Consider the following 14,447-nt stretch of genomic DNA (forward strand, 5'->3'; position numbering starts at 1 on the left):
GGCGGCGCTCTGCCTCTGGCTCGCTACGCTCGCTACCCACCCCTAACCCCTCCCTAAAAGGGAGGGGAATGTCTCAAATCCACCCCAAAACCGCCTTTGTGCGAGATTTTATCCGCTCGCACAAAGGCACAAGGGCACGAAGAAGAGCGGGATTCCCATTTTTGCGGGAATGACGATAGGGTATGAGAAACAGGATCAATGGGTCCTGACCCTAGTCGGGAACCGGCGCGCGCCCTGTGGATTGATGGAATGAAGGAGACACGAAAATGATGGGTCGGATCATTGGCGGCGTACTGGGCAGCGCGATCGGACGCGAAAAGGGCAGCCACGGCATCGCCGGCGCGGTCATCGGTGCCGGCACGCTGTTCGCGGCACGTCGGCTCTTCCCGCAGCGCTATGCGGTGCTCGCCGCGACGGTGGCGGCGGGCTATCTCACCAAGAAATGGGCCGAACGCGCCGAAGCGCGCAAAGCCGCCGAGCAAGCGCATGCGGTCGACGCGGCGCTGGGCAATGCCGGGGTGGTCGATCCCTATGCGGGGATCGCCAATGCGCCGGCCGCCCATCCCGCAACCGACGGCGAGAAGATCGGCGACGCCCTGCCGCCCGCCATCCCGCTCGACGCGAACGGACGCGGCGCGGTGCTGCACTGATCATAGGGCGTCGCCCCCGCGAAGGAGTGAAGGGTCGAATGGTCCCCCGGACCATTCTTGGACATGCCGGGGGCATGTCCAGCCCTTAACTGGCCGCTATCGATGTAGCACGAGGCCGCCAGCGGCCCCCGCCTTCGCGGGGGCGACGGTGCTACCCGCCCGCCTGCCATTGCTTCACCGCCTCGACCGGTGACACCAGCATCAGCACGTTGAGCGTCAGATTGTCGCGGATCGTCCACAGCGTGAACAGTTCGAAGACGATCGCGATGGCGACCGTCGCCCACCAGCGCATCCGGCTGGCGGCGAGGAAGCCGAGCATCATGAACAGCGCATCGCTGACCGAGTTGAGGATCGAATCGCCCGCATAGCCATAGGCCATCGTGACTTCGCGATAACGGTCGATGATGATGCTCGAATTTTCCAATATTTCCCACGCGCCCTCGATGCCGATCGCCAGCGCCAGCGCGATCCACAAAGGCTGGCGCGGCAGCAGCCAGCGCGACAGGCCGTAGAAGATGAAACCGTGGATGATGTGGCTGAAGCTGTACCAGTCCGAAATCTGCTGGCTGTTCTGGTTCGATTGCACGACGCCGTGCCACAGGCTGACCGTGCCGCACGGGCAGATCGGCGGGCGTCCCATCGCGAACAGGATGGCGGTGAAGATCGCGAGCAGCCCCGCCGCGACCAGCCAGCCCTTGCGTGAGATTCCCATCATCCGCACCATTCCTTCGCGCTTGACCGCTGCCGCTGGTCAGGCGAATAGCGCGCATGGCTGATAGCGTCCATCTGAACCGCCGCGGCGTGTTGTTCGTCCTCTCCTCGCCCTCGGGCGCCGGCAAGACCACCATTTCGCGCATGATGCTCGAAGCCGACGGCGACATCGCGCTCTCGATCTCGGCCACCACGCGCCCGCCGCGCCCCGGCGAGATCGACGGCGTCCATTATCATTTCGTCGATGTCGACACCTTCAAGCAGATGGCGGCCGACGGCGAATTCCTCGAATGGGCGCATGTCTTCGGCCACCGCTACGGCACCCCGCGCCACCGCGTCGAGGAACTGCTGGCGGCGGGCAAGGATGTCTTGTTCGACATCGACTGGCAGGGCGCGCAGCAGCTTTATCAGGAAGCGGGGCCCGACGTCGTGCGCGTCTTCGTCCTGCCGCCGACGATGGAAGAGCTCGAACGCCGCCTGCGTTCGCGGGGTACCGACAGCGACGAAGTGATCACCGCGCGGATGGAGCGCGCCGCGAACGAAATCAGCCACTGGGACGGTTACGACTATGTGCTGATCAACGACCATGTCGAAGGCTGTTTCGACGAGGTCCGCGCGATCCTGCGCGCCGAGCGGCTGAAGCGCCGCCGCCAGATCGGCCTGATCGGCTTTGCGCGCGACCTGATCCGTTCGGTGCCCGACGCGGACAAGAAGCTCTGATAAAGCCGATTATCCGCTGCGAACCCAGGACGAAATTGACCGATTTCGGCCGATAGCGGACCCTAGCTAAATAACCGTCGCCCCCGCGAAGGCGGGGGCGACGGTTATGGATGGAGAGCGAACGTCCGCTCTCCACCCCAAAACCGACATCCCCCGGGCGCGTTTGCAATCGACATAATCAGCTTGATGAGGCCGGGCGCTAGCGCCCCGAATCGTCCGGGATGACGAAGGCCAGCGGCGGGGTGCTAAACCGGCTTCGCCAAATTCACTTCCAGCTCGGCGACCATCTCCGCACGCAGCGGTTTCGCCTGCCCGTCGGTGCGGCACACGACCACCGTATCGCAGGTCGCGATCGCATGGCCATTCTGGAACATCGCCTGGACGATCGTCCAGCTCGATGTGCCGATACGGCCGATGCCGGTCACGATCCGCACCGGATCGGGGAAATTGCCTTCAGCGAGATAGTTGATCTCGACCGCCGCAACCATCGTGCGTTCGTTCGAAGGGCGTTCGTCGAGCGGCCGGACTTGCCGGTTCAGCAGCACCCGGCCGCTTTCGAACAACGCAGCAAAGGCCACATTGTTGAGGTGGCCGTTGATGTCCATGTCCTGGAACCGCGTCTGCAGATCGATACAGACGGGGTAGCTGGCGGCATCGAGCCGCCAGCTTTCCGGTTTGGGCATATCAGCGCGGCGCCATGCGGATGCCGCCGTCGAGGCGGACGTCCTCGCCGTTGAAATAACCGTTCTCGATCATGCACATGGCGAGATTGGCATATTCGGCCGGGTTGCCGAGCCGCTTCGGGTTGAGCACCGAGGCACCCAATGCGTCGCGGACATTCTGCGGCGCGCCGGCGAGCAGCGGGGTGTCGAAGATGCCCGGCAGGATGGTGTTGACGCGGATATTCTCGTTACCCAAATCGCGCGCGATCGGCAGCGTCATCCCGACGACGCCGCCCTTCGATGCCGAATAAGCCGCTTGGCCGATCTGGCCGTCCTCGGCCGCGACCGACGCGGTGTTGACGATCGCGCCGCGCTCGCCGTCTTCCATCGGATCGAGCGTCAGCATGCCCGCCGCCGATTTGGCGATGCAGCGGAAGGTGCCGACGAGGTTGATCTGGATGATCCAGTTGAACGCATCGAGCGGGAAATGCTTGATGCTGCCGTCTTCCTTCGAGCGGCTCGCGGTCTTGATCGCGTTGCCGGTGCCGGCGCAGTTGACGAGGATGCGCTCCTGGCCATGCGCTTCGCGCGCCTTGGCGAAGGCGGCATCGACCGACGCGTCGTCGGTGACGTTGCATTCACAAAAGACGCCGCCGAGTTCCGCGGCGATGGCTTTGCCTTTTTCTTCCTGCAGGTCGAAGATCGCGACCTTGACGCCCTTCGCGGCCAGCGCGCGCGCGGTGGCGGCGCCGAGGCCCGAGGCACCGCCGGTGACGACGGCGGATACGGTGGAATCGAGTTTCATGTCATTCTCCCTTAAATCGTCGCCCCCGCGAAGGCGGGGGCCGCTATCGAGGTAGCGCGAGGTTGCCAGCGGCCCCCGCCTGCGCGGGGGCGACGCAGGATCTTAAAGCCGTTCGATGATCGTGACGTTGGCCTGGCCGCCGCCTTCGCACATCGTCTGCAGCCCATATTTGCCGCCCGTCGCGTCGAGCACGCCGAGCAGGGTCGCCATCAGCTTGGTGCCCGAAGCCCCGAGCGGGTGGCCGAGCGCGATCGCGCCGCCATGGACGTTGAGCCGCGCATGATCGGCGCCGAGATATTTGAGCCACGCCAGCGGCACCGGCGCAAACGCCTCGTTGACTTCATAGGCGTCGATGTCGCCGATCTTCATCCCCGCGCGCTTCAGCGCCTTTTCGGTCGCGAACAGCGGCTCTTCGAGCATGATCACCGGATCGCCCGCGGTCACCGACACATGGTGGATGCGCGCACGCGGGGTCAGGCCATGGTCCTTCAGCGCCTGTTCGGATACGATGAGCGCCGCCGACGCACCATCGCAGATCTGGCTCGACGAAGCGGCGGTGATCGAGCCGCCTTCCTGGAGCAGCTTGACGCCGGCGATGCCTTCGAGCGTCGCGTCGAAGCGGATGCCTTCGTCGACCAGGTGCGTCTGGCGGCCTTCGGGGGTGTCGATGTCGATCCCGACGATCTCGCGCTTGAAACGGCCCGCTTCCGTCGCGGCCTTGGCGCGGCGGTGGCTTTCGAGCGCATAGGCGTCGAGGTCGTCCTTGCTGAAGCCATGCTTCTTGACGATCATTTCGGCGCCCATGAACTGGCTGAACATGATGCCGGGATATTTTTCCTCGAGCCGTTCGGACTTGTAGTGGCCAAGCCCTTCCTTGATGAACAAGGTCGCAACCGAGCCCATCGGCACGCGCGTCATGCTTTCGATGCCGCTGGCGAGGACGATGTCCTGGGTGCCCGACATGACCGCCTGCGCCGCGAACATCATCGCCTGCTGCGACGAACCGCACTGGCGGTCGATCGTCACCGCCGGGATCGAATCAGGCAGGTTCGATGCGAGCACGGCGTTGCGGCCGAGGTCCATCGTCTGCTGGCCGCCCTGCGACACGCAGCCGGTGATGACGTCGTCGATCTTCGACGTGTCGAAATCATTGCGATCGGCGATCGCGTCGAACACCGCGGCGCCGAGGTCGACGGGATGGACGCCGGCGAGGCGGCCGCCGCGCTTGCCGCCCGCGGTGCGGACCGCATCAACGATATAAGCATGAGCCATTGGGGAGTTCCTTTCCGAATATCGTCGCCCCCGCGAAGGCGGGGGCCGTTGGAGGCGCCAAGCGACGCCAGATTAGGACGCCAGCGGCCCCCGCCTTCGCGGGGGCGACGGGCTTAAAGTTTCCGTCCGATCAGTTCCTTCATGATTTCGTTCGTGCCGCCGAAGATGCGCGTCACGCGGGCCGCGCGCCAAGCGCGGGCGATCGGATATTCGTTCATATAACCCGCGCCGCCATGAAGCTGGAGGCACTTGTCCATCACTTCCCACTGGAGGTCGGTATGCCACAGCTTCGCCGCGGCGCCCTCTTCGGGGGTCAGTTCCTTCTTCAGGTGCCGCGCCAGCGCCCAGTCGAGATGCGCCCAGCCGACCTGCAGCTTGGTCTTCAAATCGGCGAGGACGAAGCGCGTATTCTGGAAATCGAGGATCGGCTTGCCGAACGCCTTGCGGTCGCGGGTGAATTCGACGGTGTCGTCGAAGGCGCGCTGCGCCGACGCCTGCGCCGATACCGCGATCGACAGCCGTTCCTGCGGCAACTCGCTCATCAGATAGATGAAGCCCTGCCCCTCTTCGCCGAGGCAGTTGGTGATCGGCACGCGCACGTCGTTGAAGAACATTTCCGACGTATCGGCCTCGTCCTGCCCGATCTTGTCGAGGTTGCGGCCGCGCTTATACCCTTCGCGGTCGGCCTCGACCAGCACGATCGACACGCCCTTCCACGCCGGCTGCACCTCGGTGTCGGTCTTGACGCAGACGAGGATCAGGTCGGCGTTCTGGCCGTTGGTGATATAGGTTTTCGACCCGTTGATGACATAGTGATTGCCATCCTTCTTCGCGGTCGTGCGCATGCCCTGCAGGTCGCTGCCGGTGCCCGGTTCGGTCATCGCGATCGCGGTGATCACCTCGCCCGCCACCATCTTGGGCAGCCAATGCTTCTTCTGCTCTTCGCTGCCATATTTGACGATATAGCTGGTGACGATGTCGGACTGGAGCGAGAAGCCGGTGGTCACGCGGCCGTAATAGGCGCTTTCCTCGTCGACGATCGCATTATAGCCGAAATCGAGGCCCAGCCCGCCATAGGCTTCGGGCACGGTCGGGCACAGCATGCCGAGCTCGCCCGCCTTCGGCCAGATGCTCTTCGGCACGATGCCGTCGTCGGCCCATTGCGCCTGATTGGGGGCGACCTCTTTTTCGAGGAACTGGCGCACCGTCGCGCGGAACGCCTCATGATCCTCATTATAGGCCGTGCGCGACAGATTATCGAGCGACATGATGTTTCCTTTTTCCCAGGGGACGTCCGGCCAGTCTGTCGAAGCCGATACGTCATTGCCCCGCATCGACCGATGCAGGTTTCGGCCTGCAACTGACCTTACGTTTACGTCCACGTCAAGTGGAAATGCCGCTACGGCATAACTCTTTGTTGGCTGCTCCGCCTTTTCTCGTCACCCCGGACTTGATCCGGGGTCCATGACTTCAGCGCCGCGGTGGATCCCGGATCAAGTCCGGGATGACGAAAGCCAGGGGCTCACGCCTCGCTAACTCTCCGCAACGAATAGGTTTGCAGTCGCTGGGCAGCACCGGCGGGTCACGCTAAGACGTCGCGCATGGTCCAACTGCTTCTCGACGCCGGCGCTCTGCTCGGCGAATCGCCCTTCTGGCACGCCGCCGAAGCCCGGCTCTACTGGGTCGATATCGAGGGCCGCAAAATCCACCGCACCGATCCCGCGACCGGCGCCGATGAGGTGATGATACTTGCCGAACAGGTCGGCTGCATCGCGCCGCGCGCGGGCGGCGGGCTGGTCGCCGCGCTCCAAACCGGCTGTGCGCTGATCGACGCCTGGGGCGCCGCGCCGCGCGCATTTGGCCCGGCGGTGCTGGCCGGCAAGCCCGAACAACGCTTCAACGACGGCCGCGTCGACAGCGCGGGGCGGCTGTGGGTGGGCAGCCTGACGAGCGACAAAGCGAACCCCACGGCGGCGCTCTACCGGCTCGACCCCGACGGCTCGCTGACCGAAGTCTTCGGCGGGATCGCTACCAGCAACGGCGCGGCCTTCAGCCCCGACGGCCGCACTTTCTATCATGCCGATACGCCGACCCACGCGATCCGCACTTTTGATGTTGACCCTGCAACCGGGGCGCTCGGCGCGGGCCGTATCTTCCATCAGTTCGAAGAGGGCAATGGCCGCCCCGACGGCGCGGCGGTCGACGCCGAGGGATGCTATTGGTCGGCGCTCTGGGACGGCTGGCGCGTCGTGCGCTTCTCGCCCGATGGCGAACTGATCCAGACGGTCGAGATGCCGGTACAGCGCCCGACGATGATCGCCTTCGGTGGCGCGGACCTTCAGACGGCCTTCGTCACCAGCGCGGGCAAGAATCTCACCGACGAGGAACGCAAGGCGCAGCCGCATGCGGGCGCCGTCTTCAGCTTCCGCGTCGACGCACCGGGGCTCGCGCAATCGGAATTCGGGGGATGAAGCCCCCGAAGCGGGCGGTGTAGGGGTTCGCGTCGGCGGCCCGCTGCTTTTTCGCTTTCCTACATTATACGGCGGGCATAGCCTCCCCCCATGCGCTCATCCACTACCTCCGTCTCAAAAACAAACCCCGGAAGGCGCCGGGGAGGGGCCAAGGACGGGGTAGGTAGTGTGACCTTCGTGACCTTTGGAATAAAATTACACGATCGGCGACCGTCGCTTGCGCTGCTTCGTCATCCCGGTTTAAGGCTCGGAAAGATTTCATTCGAAACCTTTTCCCCCGGGAGTTATGCCGATGCCGCGCCAAGCGCACCCTTTTGCCCGCCGCATATCGATGATGCTTGCATCCACCGCGATGATCATGGGTTATAGCCAGATGACCGCAACCGCCGCCGAACCGACCGCCGCCCAGCCCGCTGCCGCCACCGCACCCGCGGGCGAAAACCCGATGCTCGCCAAATGGACCGGCCCGTTCGAGGGGGTGCCGCCGTGGGACAAGATGGACCCCGAACTCTTCCCCGACGCCTTCCAGAAGGCGATGGCCGAGACGAAGGCCGAGGTGCAGGCGGTGATCGACAACCCGGCCGAACCGACATTCGAGAATACCCATGTCCCGATGATGCTCGCGGGCGACATGATGGACCGGCTTTCGGCCTTGTGGGGCGTGCAGACGTCGAACAAGTCGAACGACCGCGTCGAGGATATCGACGCCGAATGGAGCCCGAAGCTCACGACCTTCTACACCGAGCTGTTCCTCGATCCGAAGCTCTTCGCGCGCTACAAGGCGGTCTACGACAAGCGCAATTCGAGCGGCCTCGACGCGCAGCAGATCCGCATCGTCGAGCGCAGTTACGAAGAGATGGTCCGCGACGGCGCCAATCTGTCGCCCGCCGACAAGGCAAAGCTGGTCGCCATGAATTCGAAGCTCGAAGGCCTGTTCTCGGCCTTTTCGTCGAAGCTGCTCGGCGATGAAAAACGCTATAGCTTCGTCACCGACAAGGCCGAACTCGCGGGGCTCGAACCTGGCTTCGTCGCCTCGCTCGCCGCCGCCGCCGAAGCCAATGGCAAGCCCGGCCAGTGGGCGATCAAGAACACCCGTTCGTCGGCGCAGCCCGTGCTGCAGAATGCGACCAACCGCGCGCTGCGCGAGAAGGTCTGGCGTGCGTTCGTCAATCGCGGCGACAATGGCGACGCCAACGACACCAATGCGACGATCGCCGAAATATTGAAGCTGCGCCAGCAGCGCGCCGAATTGCTTGGTTTCCCGAACCACGCGGCGTACCGCATGGCCGACACGATGGCGAAAACGCCCGACAAGGCGATGGCGCTGATGATGAAGGTGTGGCCCGCCGCGGTCGCGCGCGCGAAGGAAGAGGTCGCCGACATGCAGGCGATCGCCGATGCCGATGCCAAGGCCGGCAAGAGCCCGAAAATTACCATCGAGCCGTGGGACTATCGCTTCTATGCGGAAAAGGTCCGCAAGGCGAAATATGACCTCGATGAAAGCGAGGTGAAGCCATATCTCCAGCTCGACAAGCTGACCCAGGCGATGTTCTGGTCGGCGGGGCAACTCTATGATCTCGGCTTCCGCGAAAACACGGGCACGGTTCCGGTCTTCGATCCCAAGGTCAAAACCTTCGAAGTCTATAACCTCAAGACGAACGCGAATGTCGGGCTGATCTACCTCGACAATTTCGCGCGCGACGGAAAGCGCTCGGGTGCGTGGATGACGACCTATCGCAGCCAGCAGACGCTCGGCGGCGAGCGCAATGTCCTGGCGTCGAACAATAATAATTTCACCGAAGGCGCGAAGGGCGAACCGACGCTGATCAGCCTCGACGACGCGACCACCCTGTTCCACGAATTCGGCCACGGCATCCATTATCTGCTGCAGCACATCCATTATCCCGCGCTCGGCGGGGTGCCGCGCGACTTCGTCGAATTCCCGAGCCAGGTGAACGAGAATTGGCTGATGACGCCCGAAGTGCTGTCGAAATATGCGACGCACTACAAGACGGGCGAACCGATGCCGCAGGCGCTGGTCGACAAGATCCTGGCATCGAACAAGTTCAACCAGGGGTTCGAAACGGTCGAATATCTGTCGAGCGCGATCGTCGACATGAAGATGCACGACCGCAAGGTGCCGCCGGCCGACATCGACAAGTTCGAACGCGACACGCTGGCCGAAATCGGCATGCCGAAGGAAATCGTCATGCGCCACCGCCTGCCGCAGTTCGGACATCTGTTCAGCAGCGACGCCTATTCGGCGGGTTATTACAGCTACCTCTGGTCGGAGACGATGGACGCCGACACCTGGGCCGCCTTCACCGAAGCGGGCGGACCATGGGACCGGACGGTCGCCGACAAATTCCGCACCATCCTGCTGATGACCGGCAACGAGACCGACCGCGCCGAGGCGTACCGCGCCTTCCGCGGCCGCGATCCCGATGTGAAGGCGTTGCTCAGAAAACGCGGTTTTCCGACCGAATGACGCAAAGAGGGCTGCGGCCCCCTTTGCTTTGGTTTTGACGCGTGCTGTTGGTCAACGCCGGATGGATGGCGGCTGGCGGCCGGTAGCGGACCCTGCCTAAGTAACCGTCGCCCCCGCGCAGGCGGGGGCCGCTGGCAACCTTGCGCTAGGCCGACGGCGGCCCCCGCCTTCGCGGGGGCGACGGTTATGGATGGATAGCGAACGCCCGCTCCCCACCCCGCAGCCGCCAACGCCCATCCATTCAAATCCCGATTGACCGCCACCGAATTCGATATAAATATGATATCATCATTATATCGAGTGATTCGGAGGGAAACATGGCCGATACGGGAACCCCCGCGCTGAACCGCAGCAGCGAGACGCGCGCGAATACGCAGAGCGGTTATCTGATGCTGCTCATCTGGCTGGCGCTGCTCGGCGTCGCGGCGTGGGCGCTCATCACCAACATCAGCGGGGCCGAGGTCGCGTGGAAATGGCTATTGCTGGGCGTCAGCGCCTTTGCCGGCACCCTCATCCTTTGCGGCTTTTACCTCATCAATCCCAACGAGGCGGCGGCGATCCAGCTGTTCGGCGCCTATAGGGGCACCGACCGCCAGGAAGGGCTGCGCTGGATCCTGCCGTGGCTGTCGCGCAAGAAGATCGCGGTGCGCGCGAACAACGTGATTTCGGACAAGATCAAGGTCAACGACCTGCGCGGCAACCCGATCGAAATGGCGGCGCAGGTGGTATGGCGCGTCACCGACACCGCGCAGGCGCTGTTCGACGTCGACGATTACAAGGAATTCGTGATGGCGCAGATCGAGGCCGCGGTGCGCTCGATCGGCTCGCGCTATCCCTATGACGATATCGAGCATCAGGAAATCACGCTGCGCGGCAACCATGACGAGGTCGGGGTCGAGCTGCGCAAGGCGCTGATCGAGCGGCTGACCGTCGCCGGGATCACCGTCGACGAATGCGGGCTGACCCATCTTGCCTATGCGCAGGAAATCGCCGGTGCGATGCTGCGCCGCCAGCAGGCCGAAGCAGTGATCTCGGCGCGCAAGAAGCTGGTCGAAGGCGCGGTCGGCATGGTCGAGATGGCGCTCGACCAGTTGAGTGCCAAGGGCGTCGTCCACCTCGACGACGAACGCCGCGCCGCGATGGTGTCGAACCTGATGGTCGTCCTGTGCAGCGAACGCGACACGCATCCGGTGGTCAACGCCGGGTCGCTTTATTGAGCCCGCCCAAGCGAGACCAACGATGCCCGCGTCCGCCAAGAAAGCCTTTGCCCTCCGCGTCGATCCCGCGCTTTATGCCGCGATCGAGCGGATCGCGGCGGCCGAGCTGCGCAGCACCAATGCCGAAATCGAGGTGCTGCTGCGCGAGGCGCTGGCGCGGCGCGGGGTGAACGTCAAGGCACCCGTCCCTGCGCGGCGCGGCCGGCCGCCGAAAGAGGAGAGTTGAGCGATGCTTCACCTGTTGCTTGATAGCCGGCCATGGTTCCGCGCCAAGCGCCGCGGTTATGGCACCGGCATGCCGGTCGCCTGGCAGGGCTGGGCGATGCTGGCGGCGCATATCGCGCTGATTGCCGGGCTGACGATGCTGCTGCAGGGCCGGCCGGTGCTGGCGACCGGCGCCGTCATCCTCGCCGCGCTCGCCCCACTGCCGCTCTATCGCGCCAGGACCCAGGGCGGCTGGCGCTGGCGGTGAGGCAGCGACAGAAGACGTCCGACGGCCGGAGCACCACGCCCGCTCTTCGCCCTTTCGCCCGCCGCGGAATGCAGGTCACACCGCAAACGCGAGAAGGTTGGATCGCAACAGCACGCTTTGTCATCGCGCTCATCCTCGTGCAGTCGATGTTGCTCGGCATCGCATTCTCCGTGCCGCGCTGGTCATCGCTCGCCGCGGCCATGTTCGTCGTCGCCACCCTTACCGGAGCGGCCGCCTTTTATCGCTGGAGTTGGGAAAGGTCAGATAAGTATCCGACCGCCAAATAGCGCTGTCCGACCGGAATATTTGCATGGGCTACCCATAGTGCCCCCTCCCCCGCTTGCTCCCCAAGAGGTTGATGGTTAAGGCCGGTCCATGACCGCCGACCCATCATCGCCGCAAGCCGCCCCCATCCGCATCGCCCCGTCGATCCTCAGCGCCGATTTCGCGCGGCTGGGCGAAGAGGTGCGCGCGATCGAGGCGGCGGGGGCCGACTGGGTCCATATCGACGTCATGGACGGCCATTATGTCCCCAATCTGACGATCGGTCCGATGGTGGTGAAGGCGCTGCGCCCGCATTCGAAACTGCCGTTCGACGTCCATCTGATGATCAGCCCGGTCGATCATTTCCTCGATGCGTTTGCGGCAGCGGGCGCCGATATCATCACCGTCCACCCCGAGGCCGGGCCGCATATCCACCGCAGCGTCCAGCACATCAAGTCGCTGGGCAAGCAGGCGGGCGTGTCGCTCAATCCCGGCACCCCGGCCAAGATGCTCGACTATCTGATCGACGACATCGACCTGGTGCTGATCATGAGCGTCAATCCGGGCTTCGGCGGCCAGAGCTTCATTTCGAGCCAGCTTCGCAAGATCGAGGCGGTCCGCAAGATGATCGACAAGTCGGGCCGCGACATTCGCCTCGAGGTCGATGGCGGCATCGACGCAGCGACCGCACCGCTCGCGATTGCGGCGGGCGCCGACGTGCTGGTCGCGGGGACCGCGACCTTCAAGGGCGGTGCAGGGGCTTATGCCGACAATATCCGGCGGCTGCGCGGCGCCTGAGGATGGTGAAGCCGGTGATCGCTCCCACTGATCATGAACCGGAGAGCGCCGCCGCGGACCCGCTCGACGATACGATCGAGCCCGGTAAACGGCTGATCCGCCTGCCCGCCGACAAGGGGCTTTCGCTCGGCGACCGCATCGCCAACCACATCACCCGGCTGACCTGGCGCACCCCGCTCCACGCCTTTCGCCTCAAGGGCCGCTTCCCGCTCAAGCTGCTCGGCGTGCCCGAGGATCCGGTTCCCGGCGACACGCGCGCCGGCACCGCGATCCGCGCCGGCCATTTCCTTCATCGCGGGCTGAAGCTGCCGCTCGCCAATCTCGATTTCGCCGCGCTCGACGTCGCGCCGACCTTCGCCGACTATCTCCACAGCTTCGCCTGGCTGCGCGATCTCGCCGCCACCGGTACCCGCTCCGACGCCGTCCCGATCGCCGAGACGATGGTGCGGCAATGGCTTGGCGTCCATGGCGAGACGGTCAGCGAACCCGCGTGGCAGGCCGACAATACCGGCTGGCGCATCTTGTTCTGGGCCGCGCACGCGCCGCTGATCCTGTCGTCGAGCGACCTCATCTACCGCTCGGCGGTGCTCAACCACCTCGCGCGCGCGGCGCGCCACCTTGACCGCGTCGCCGACAAGACGCGCCCCGGCATCGGCCAGATGGTCGCATGGGTCGGCATCGTCGCCGCATCGCTGCTGATGCCCGGCGGCGAACCGCGGCAGGTGTTCGGCGAGGCGGGGCTGCGCAAGGTGCTGGAGACGAGCTTCTACGCCGACGGCGGCAATATCTCGCGCTCGCCGCAGGCACAGCTCGACGCGATCATGGCGCTGTCGATGCTCGCGCGCATCTATGACATGCGCCGCATGGAGGTGCCGCCCTTCCTGCAGGAAATGCTGGCGCGCACCGTTCCCGCGCTGCTCGGCCTGACTCACAGCGACGGCGGCATGGGCAGCTGGCAGGGCAGCGGCGCGACCGCGGCGGCCGACATCCAGGCGATCGTCCGGGCGAGCGGCGTGCGCACCCGCCCGCTCAAGCAGGCACGCGACTGGGGCTATCAGCGCCTCGTCGCGAACAAGGTCGTGCTGCTCGCCGACGCAGCGCCGCCGCCGATCGCCAGGGTCACCGAGGCGGGCTGCGCCTCGACCCTCGCCTTCGAACTCAGCGACGGCGACGAACGCATCGTCGTCAATTGCGGCGGCGCGGCGCTGACCGGCGCGACGATCCCCGCCGACCTGGCGCGCGGCCTCCGCACCACCGCCGCCCACTCGACGCTGATCCTCGCCGACAGCAATTCAACCGCGATCCTTGCCAATGGTTCGCTCGGCAAGGGGGTGACCGAGGTCGAGCTCGACCGCCGCGAGACGCCGCAGGGCAGCCGGCTCGAGATGAGTCACGACGGCTATGCGCGCCGTCACGGGCTGATCCACCGCCGCCTGTTGATCCTGTCGCCGAACGGGCGCGAACTGCGCGGCGAGGACATGCTGCTCCCCGCCCCGCGCAGCCGCCGCAAGGGCGACAAGGGCTTTGCGCTGCGCTTTCACCTTGGCCCCAATCTTTCGGCGAGCCTGACCGCCGACAAGCTCGGCGCGCTGCTCCGCATCGGCGGCGGACCGCTATGGCAGTTCCGCGCCTCCGAAGGCGCGCTCGACGTCGAGGAAAGCCTGTGGGTCGACGGCGAAGGCCGCCCGCATCCGTGCGAACAGCTCGTCGTCACCGGCAGCGCGCCCGCGGGCGGCGCAAGCATCGGGTGGATCTTCAAGCATATCGGGTGAAGCCGTGCATGCCCCTCCTGAATTCCGGGAAATTGGCATCCGATGGCGGTTTTGGGGTGGATTTGAGACATTCCCCTCCCTTTTAGGGAGGGGTTAGGGGTGGGTCGCGAGCGCAGCGAGCAAGAGGAAGAGCGCCGCCTTCGGC

General features: G+C 65.1%; 15 protein-coding genes. 10 read left to right on the forward strand and 5 right to left on the reverse strand.

Annotation, left to right across the window (positions count from 1 at the left end):
* The first annotated feature begins 266 nt into the window (after positions 1 to 266).
* Positions 267 to 650 (forward strand): hypothetical protein, encoded by a 384-nt coding sequence (locus FHR22_RS22030; protein WP_166946418.1) that lies wholly within the window; start codon positions 267 to 269, stop codon positions 648 to 650.
* Positions 651 to 801: 151 nt separating this feature from the next.
* On the opposite strand, the gene FHR22_RS22035 is transcribed toward FHR22_RS22030, so the two are convergent.
* On the reverse strand, positions 802 to 1,362 hold the full coding sequence (locus tag FHR22_RS22035; RefSeq protein ID WP_166946446.1) for a DUF2585 domain-containing protein: 561 nt from the start codon (positions 1,360 to 1,362) through the stop codon (positions 802 to 804).
* Between the two features lie 56 nt (positions 1,363 to 1,418).
* Between FHR22_RS22035 and gmk the strand changes: the two genes are divergently transcribed.
* On the forward strand, positions 1,419 to 2,081 hold the full coding sequence (gmk, locus tag FHR22_RS22040) for a guanylate kinase (RefSeq protein WP_166946420.1): 663 nt from the start codon (positions 1,419 to 1,421) through the stop codon (positions 2,079 to 2,081).
* Between the two features lie 245 nt (positions 2,082 to 2,326).
* Here the strand turns inward: gmk and FHR22_RS22045 are convergent, their stop codons facing one another.
* The 4 genes from FHR22_RS22045 to FHR22_RS22060 form a co-directional block, all read right to left on the reverse strand.
* Entirely contained in the window at positions 2,327 to 2,764 is a 438-nt protein-coding gene (locus FHR22_RS22045; RefSeq protein ID WP_166946422.1) for an acyl-CoA thioesterase, read from the reverse strand.
* Position 2,765: 1 nt separating this feature from the next.
* Positions 2,766 to 3,548, reverse strand: coding sequence for an SDR family NAD(P)-dependent oxidoreductase (locus FHR22_RS22050; RefSeq protein ID WP_166946424.1), 783 nt, complete (start codon positions 3,546 to 3,548; stop codon positions 2,766 to 2,768).
* A 102-nt stretch (positions 3,549 to 3,650) separates the two neighbouring features.
* Complete coding sequence (locus FHR22_RS22055) at positions 3,651 to 4,820, reverse strand: acetyl-CoA C-acetyltransferase (protein ID WP_166946426.1); 1,170 nt, start codon at positions 4,818 to 4,820, stop codon at positions 3,651 to 3,653.
* Positions 4,821 to 4,933: 113 nt separating this feature from the next.
* On the reverse strand, positions 4,934 to 6,088 hold the full coding sequence (locus FHR22_RS22060) for an acyl-CoA dehydrogenase family protein (protein WP_166946428.1): 1,155 nt from the start codon (positions 6,086 to 6,088) through the stop codon (positions 4,934 to 4,936).
* Between the two features lie 333 nt (positions 6,089 to 6,421).
* Here FHR22_RS22060 and FHR22_RS22065 point away from each other — a divergent pair, with 333 nt between their 5' ends.
* The 8 genes from FHR22_RS22065 (at position 6,422) to FHR22_RS22100 (ending at position 14,302) form a co-directional block, all read left to right on the forward strand.
* Entirely contained in the window at positions 6,422 to 7,291 is an 870-nt protein-coding gene (locus FHR22_RS22065; protein WP_166946430.1) for an SMP-30/gluconolactonase/LRE family protein, read from the forward strand.
* Positions 7,292 to 7,622: 331 nt separating this feature from the next.
* Positions 7,623 to 9,779 carry a M3 family metallopeptidase gene (locus FHR22_RS22070; RefSeq protein ID WP_243853991.1) on the forward strand — a complete coding sequence of 719 codons (2,157 nt, stop codon included), beginning with the start codon at positions 7,623 to 7,625 and terminating at the stop codon, positions 9,777 to 9,779.
* A 317-nt stretch (positions 9,780 to 10,096) separates the two neighbouring features.
* Entirely contained in the window at positions 10,097 to 10,996 is a 900-nt protein-coding gene (locus tag FHR22_RS22075; RefSeq protein WP_166946434.1) for an SPFH domain-containing protein, read from the forward strand.
* Between the two features lie 22 nt (positions 10,997 to 11,018).
* Positions 11,019 to 11,222: a type II toxin-antitoxin system antitoxin gene (locus FHR22_RS22080; protein WP_166946436.1), complete on the forward strand. Its 204-nt coding sequence runs from the start codon at positions 11,019 to 11,021 to the stop codon at positions 11,220 to 11,222.
* A gap of 3 nt (positions 11,223 to 11,225) precedes the next feature.
* Entirely contained in the window at positions 11,226 to 11,468 is a 243-nt protein-coding gene (locus tag FHR22_RS22085; RefSeq protein WP_166946438.1) for a hypothetical protein, read from the forward strand.
* Positions 11,469 to 11,536: 68 nt separating this feature from the next.
* Positions 11,537 to 11,755 (forward strand): hypothetical protein, encoded by a 219-nt coding sequence (locus FHR22_RS22090; RefSeq protein WP_166946440.1) that lies wholly within the window; start codon positions 11,537 to 11,539, stop codon positions 11,753 to 11,755.
* An 88-nt stretch (positions 11,756 to 11,843) separates the two neighbouring features.
* Positions 11,844 to 12,530 (forward strand): ribulose-phosphate 3-epimerase, encoded by a 687-nt coding sequence (gene rpe / locus FHR22_RS22095; protein WP_166946442.1) that lies wholly within the window; start codon positions 11,844 to 11,846, stop codon positions 12,528 to 12,530.
* Positions 12,531 to 12,532: 2 nt separating this feature from the next.
* Positions 12,533 to 14,302, forward strand: a complete 1,770-nt coding sequence (locus FHR22_RS22100) for a heparinase II/III family protein (protein ID WP_166946444.1) — start codon at positions 12,533 to 12,535, stop codon at positions 14,300 to 14,302.
* Positions 14,303 to 14,447: the final 145 nt, after the last annotated feature.

Origin of the sequence: Sphingopyxis panaciterrae, from assembly GCF_011762125.1 — a bacterium.
Classification (GTDB): domain Bacteria; phylum Pseudomonadota; class Alphaproteobacteria; order Sphingomonadales; family Sphingomonadaceae; genus Sphingopyxis; species Sphingopyxis panaciterrae.

Excerpts from the sequence above, each read along its gene's own strand:
- FHR22_RS22030 (WP_166946418.1), top strand. The coding sequence starts at position 267 with ATGATGGGTCGGATCATTGGCGGCGTACTGGGCAGCGCGATCGGACGC.
- FHR22_RS22035 (WP_166946446.1), bottom strand. The coding sequence starts at position 1,362 with ATGGGAATCTCACGCAAGGGCTGGCTGGTCGCGGCGGGGCTGCTCGCG.
- gmk (WP_166946420.1), top strand. The coding sequence starts at position 1,419 with ATGGCTGATAGCGTCCATCTGAACCGCCGCGGCGTGTTGTTCGTCCTC.
- FHR22_RS22045 (WP_166946422.1), bottom strand. The coding sequence starts at position 2,764 with ATGCCCAAACCGGAAAGCTGGCGGCTCGATGCCGCCAGCTACCCCGTC.
- FHR22_RS22050 (WP_166946424.1), bottom strand. The coding sequence starts at position 3,548 with ATGAAACTCGATTCCACCGTATCCGCCGTCGTCACCGGCGGTGCCTCG.
- FHR22_RS22055 (WP_166946426.1), bottom strand. The coding sequence starts at position 4,820 with ATGGCTCATGCTTATATCGTTGATGCGGTCCGCACCGCGGGCGGCAAG.
- FHR22_RS22060 (WP_166946428.1), bottom strand. The coding sequence starts at position 6,088 with ATGTCGCTCGATAATCTGTCGCGCACGGCCTATAATGAGGATCATGAG.
- FHR22_RS22065 (WP_166946430.1), top strand. The coding sequence starts at position 6,422 with ATGGTCCAACTGCTTCTCGACGCCGGCGCTCTGCTCGGCGAATCGCCC.
- FHR22_RS22070 (WP_243853991.1), top strand. The coding sequence starts at position 7,623 with ATGATGCTTGCATCCACCGCGATGATCATGGGTTATAGCCAGATGACC.
- FHR22_RS22075 (WP_166946434.1), top strand. The coding sequence starts at position 10,097 with ATGGCCGATACGGGAACCCCCGCGCTGAACCGCAGCAGCGAGACGCGC.
- FHR22_RS22080 (WP_166946436.1), top strand. The coding sequence starts at position 11,019 with ATGCCCGCGTCCGCCAAGAAAGCCTTTGCCCTCCGCGTCGATCCCGCG.
- FHR22_RS22085 (WP_166946438.1), top strand. The coding sequence starts at position 11,226 with ATGCTTCACCTGTTGCTTGATAGCCGGCCATGGTTCCGCGCCAAGCGC.
- FHR22_RS22090 (WP_166946440.1), top strand. The coding sequence starts at position 11,537 with ATGCAGGTCACACCGCAAACGCGAGAAGGTTGGATCGCAACAGCACGC.
- rpe (WP_166946442.1), top strand. The coding sequence starts at position 11,844 with ATGACCGCCGACCCATCATCGCCGCAAGCCGCCCCCATCCGCATCGCC.
- FHR22_RS22100 (WP_166946444.1), top strand. The coding sequence starts at position 12,533 with ATGGTGAAGCCGGTGATCGCTCCCACTGATCATGAACCGGAGAGCGCC.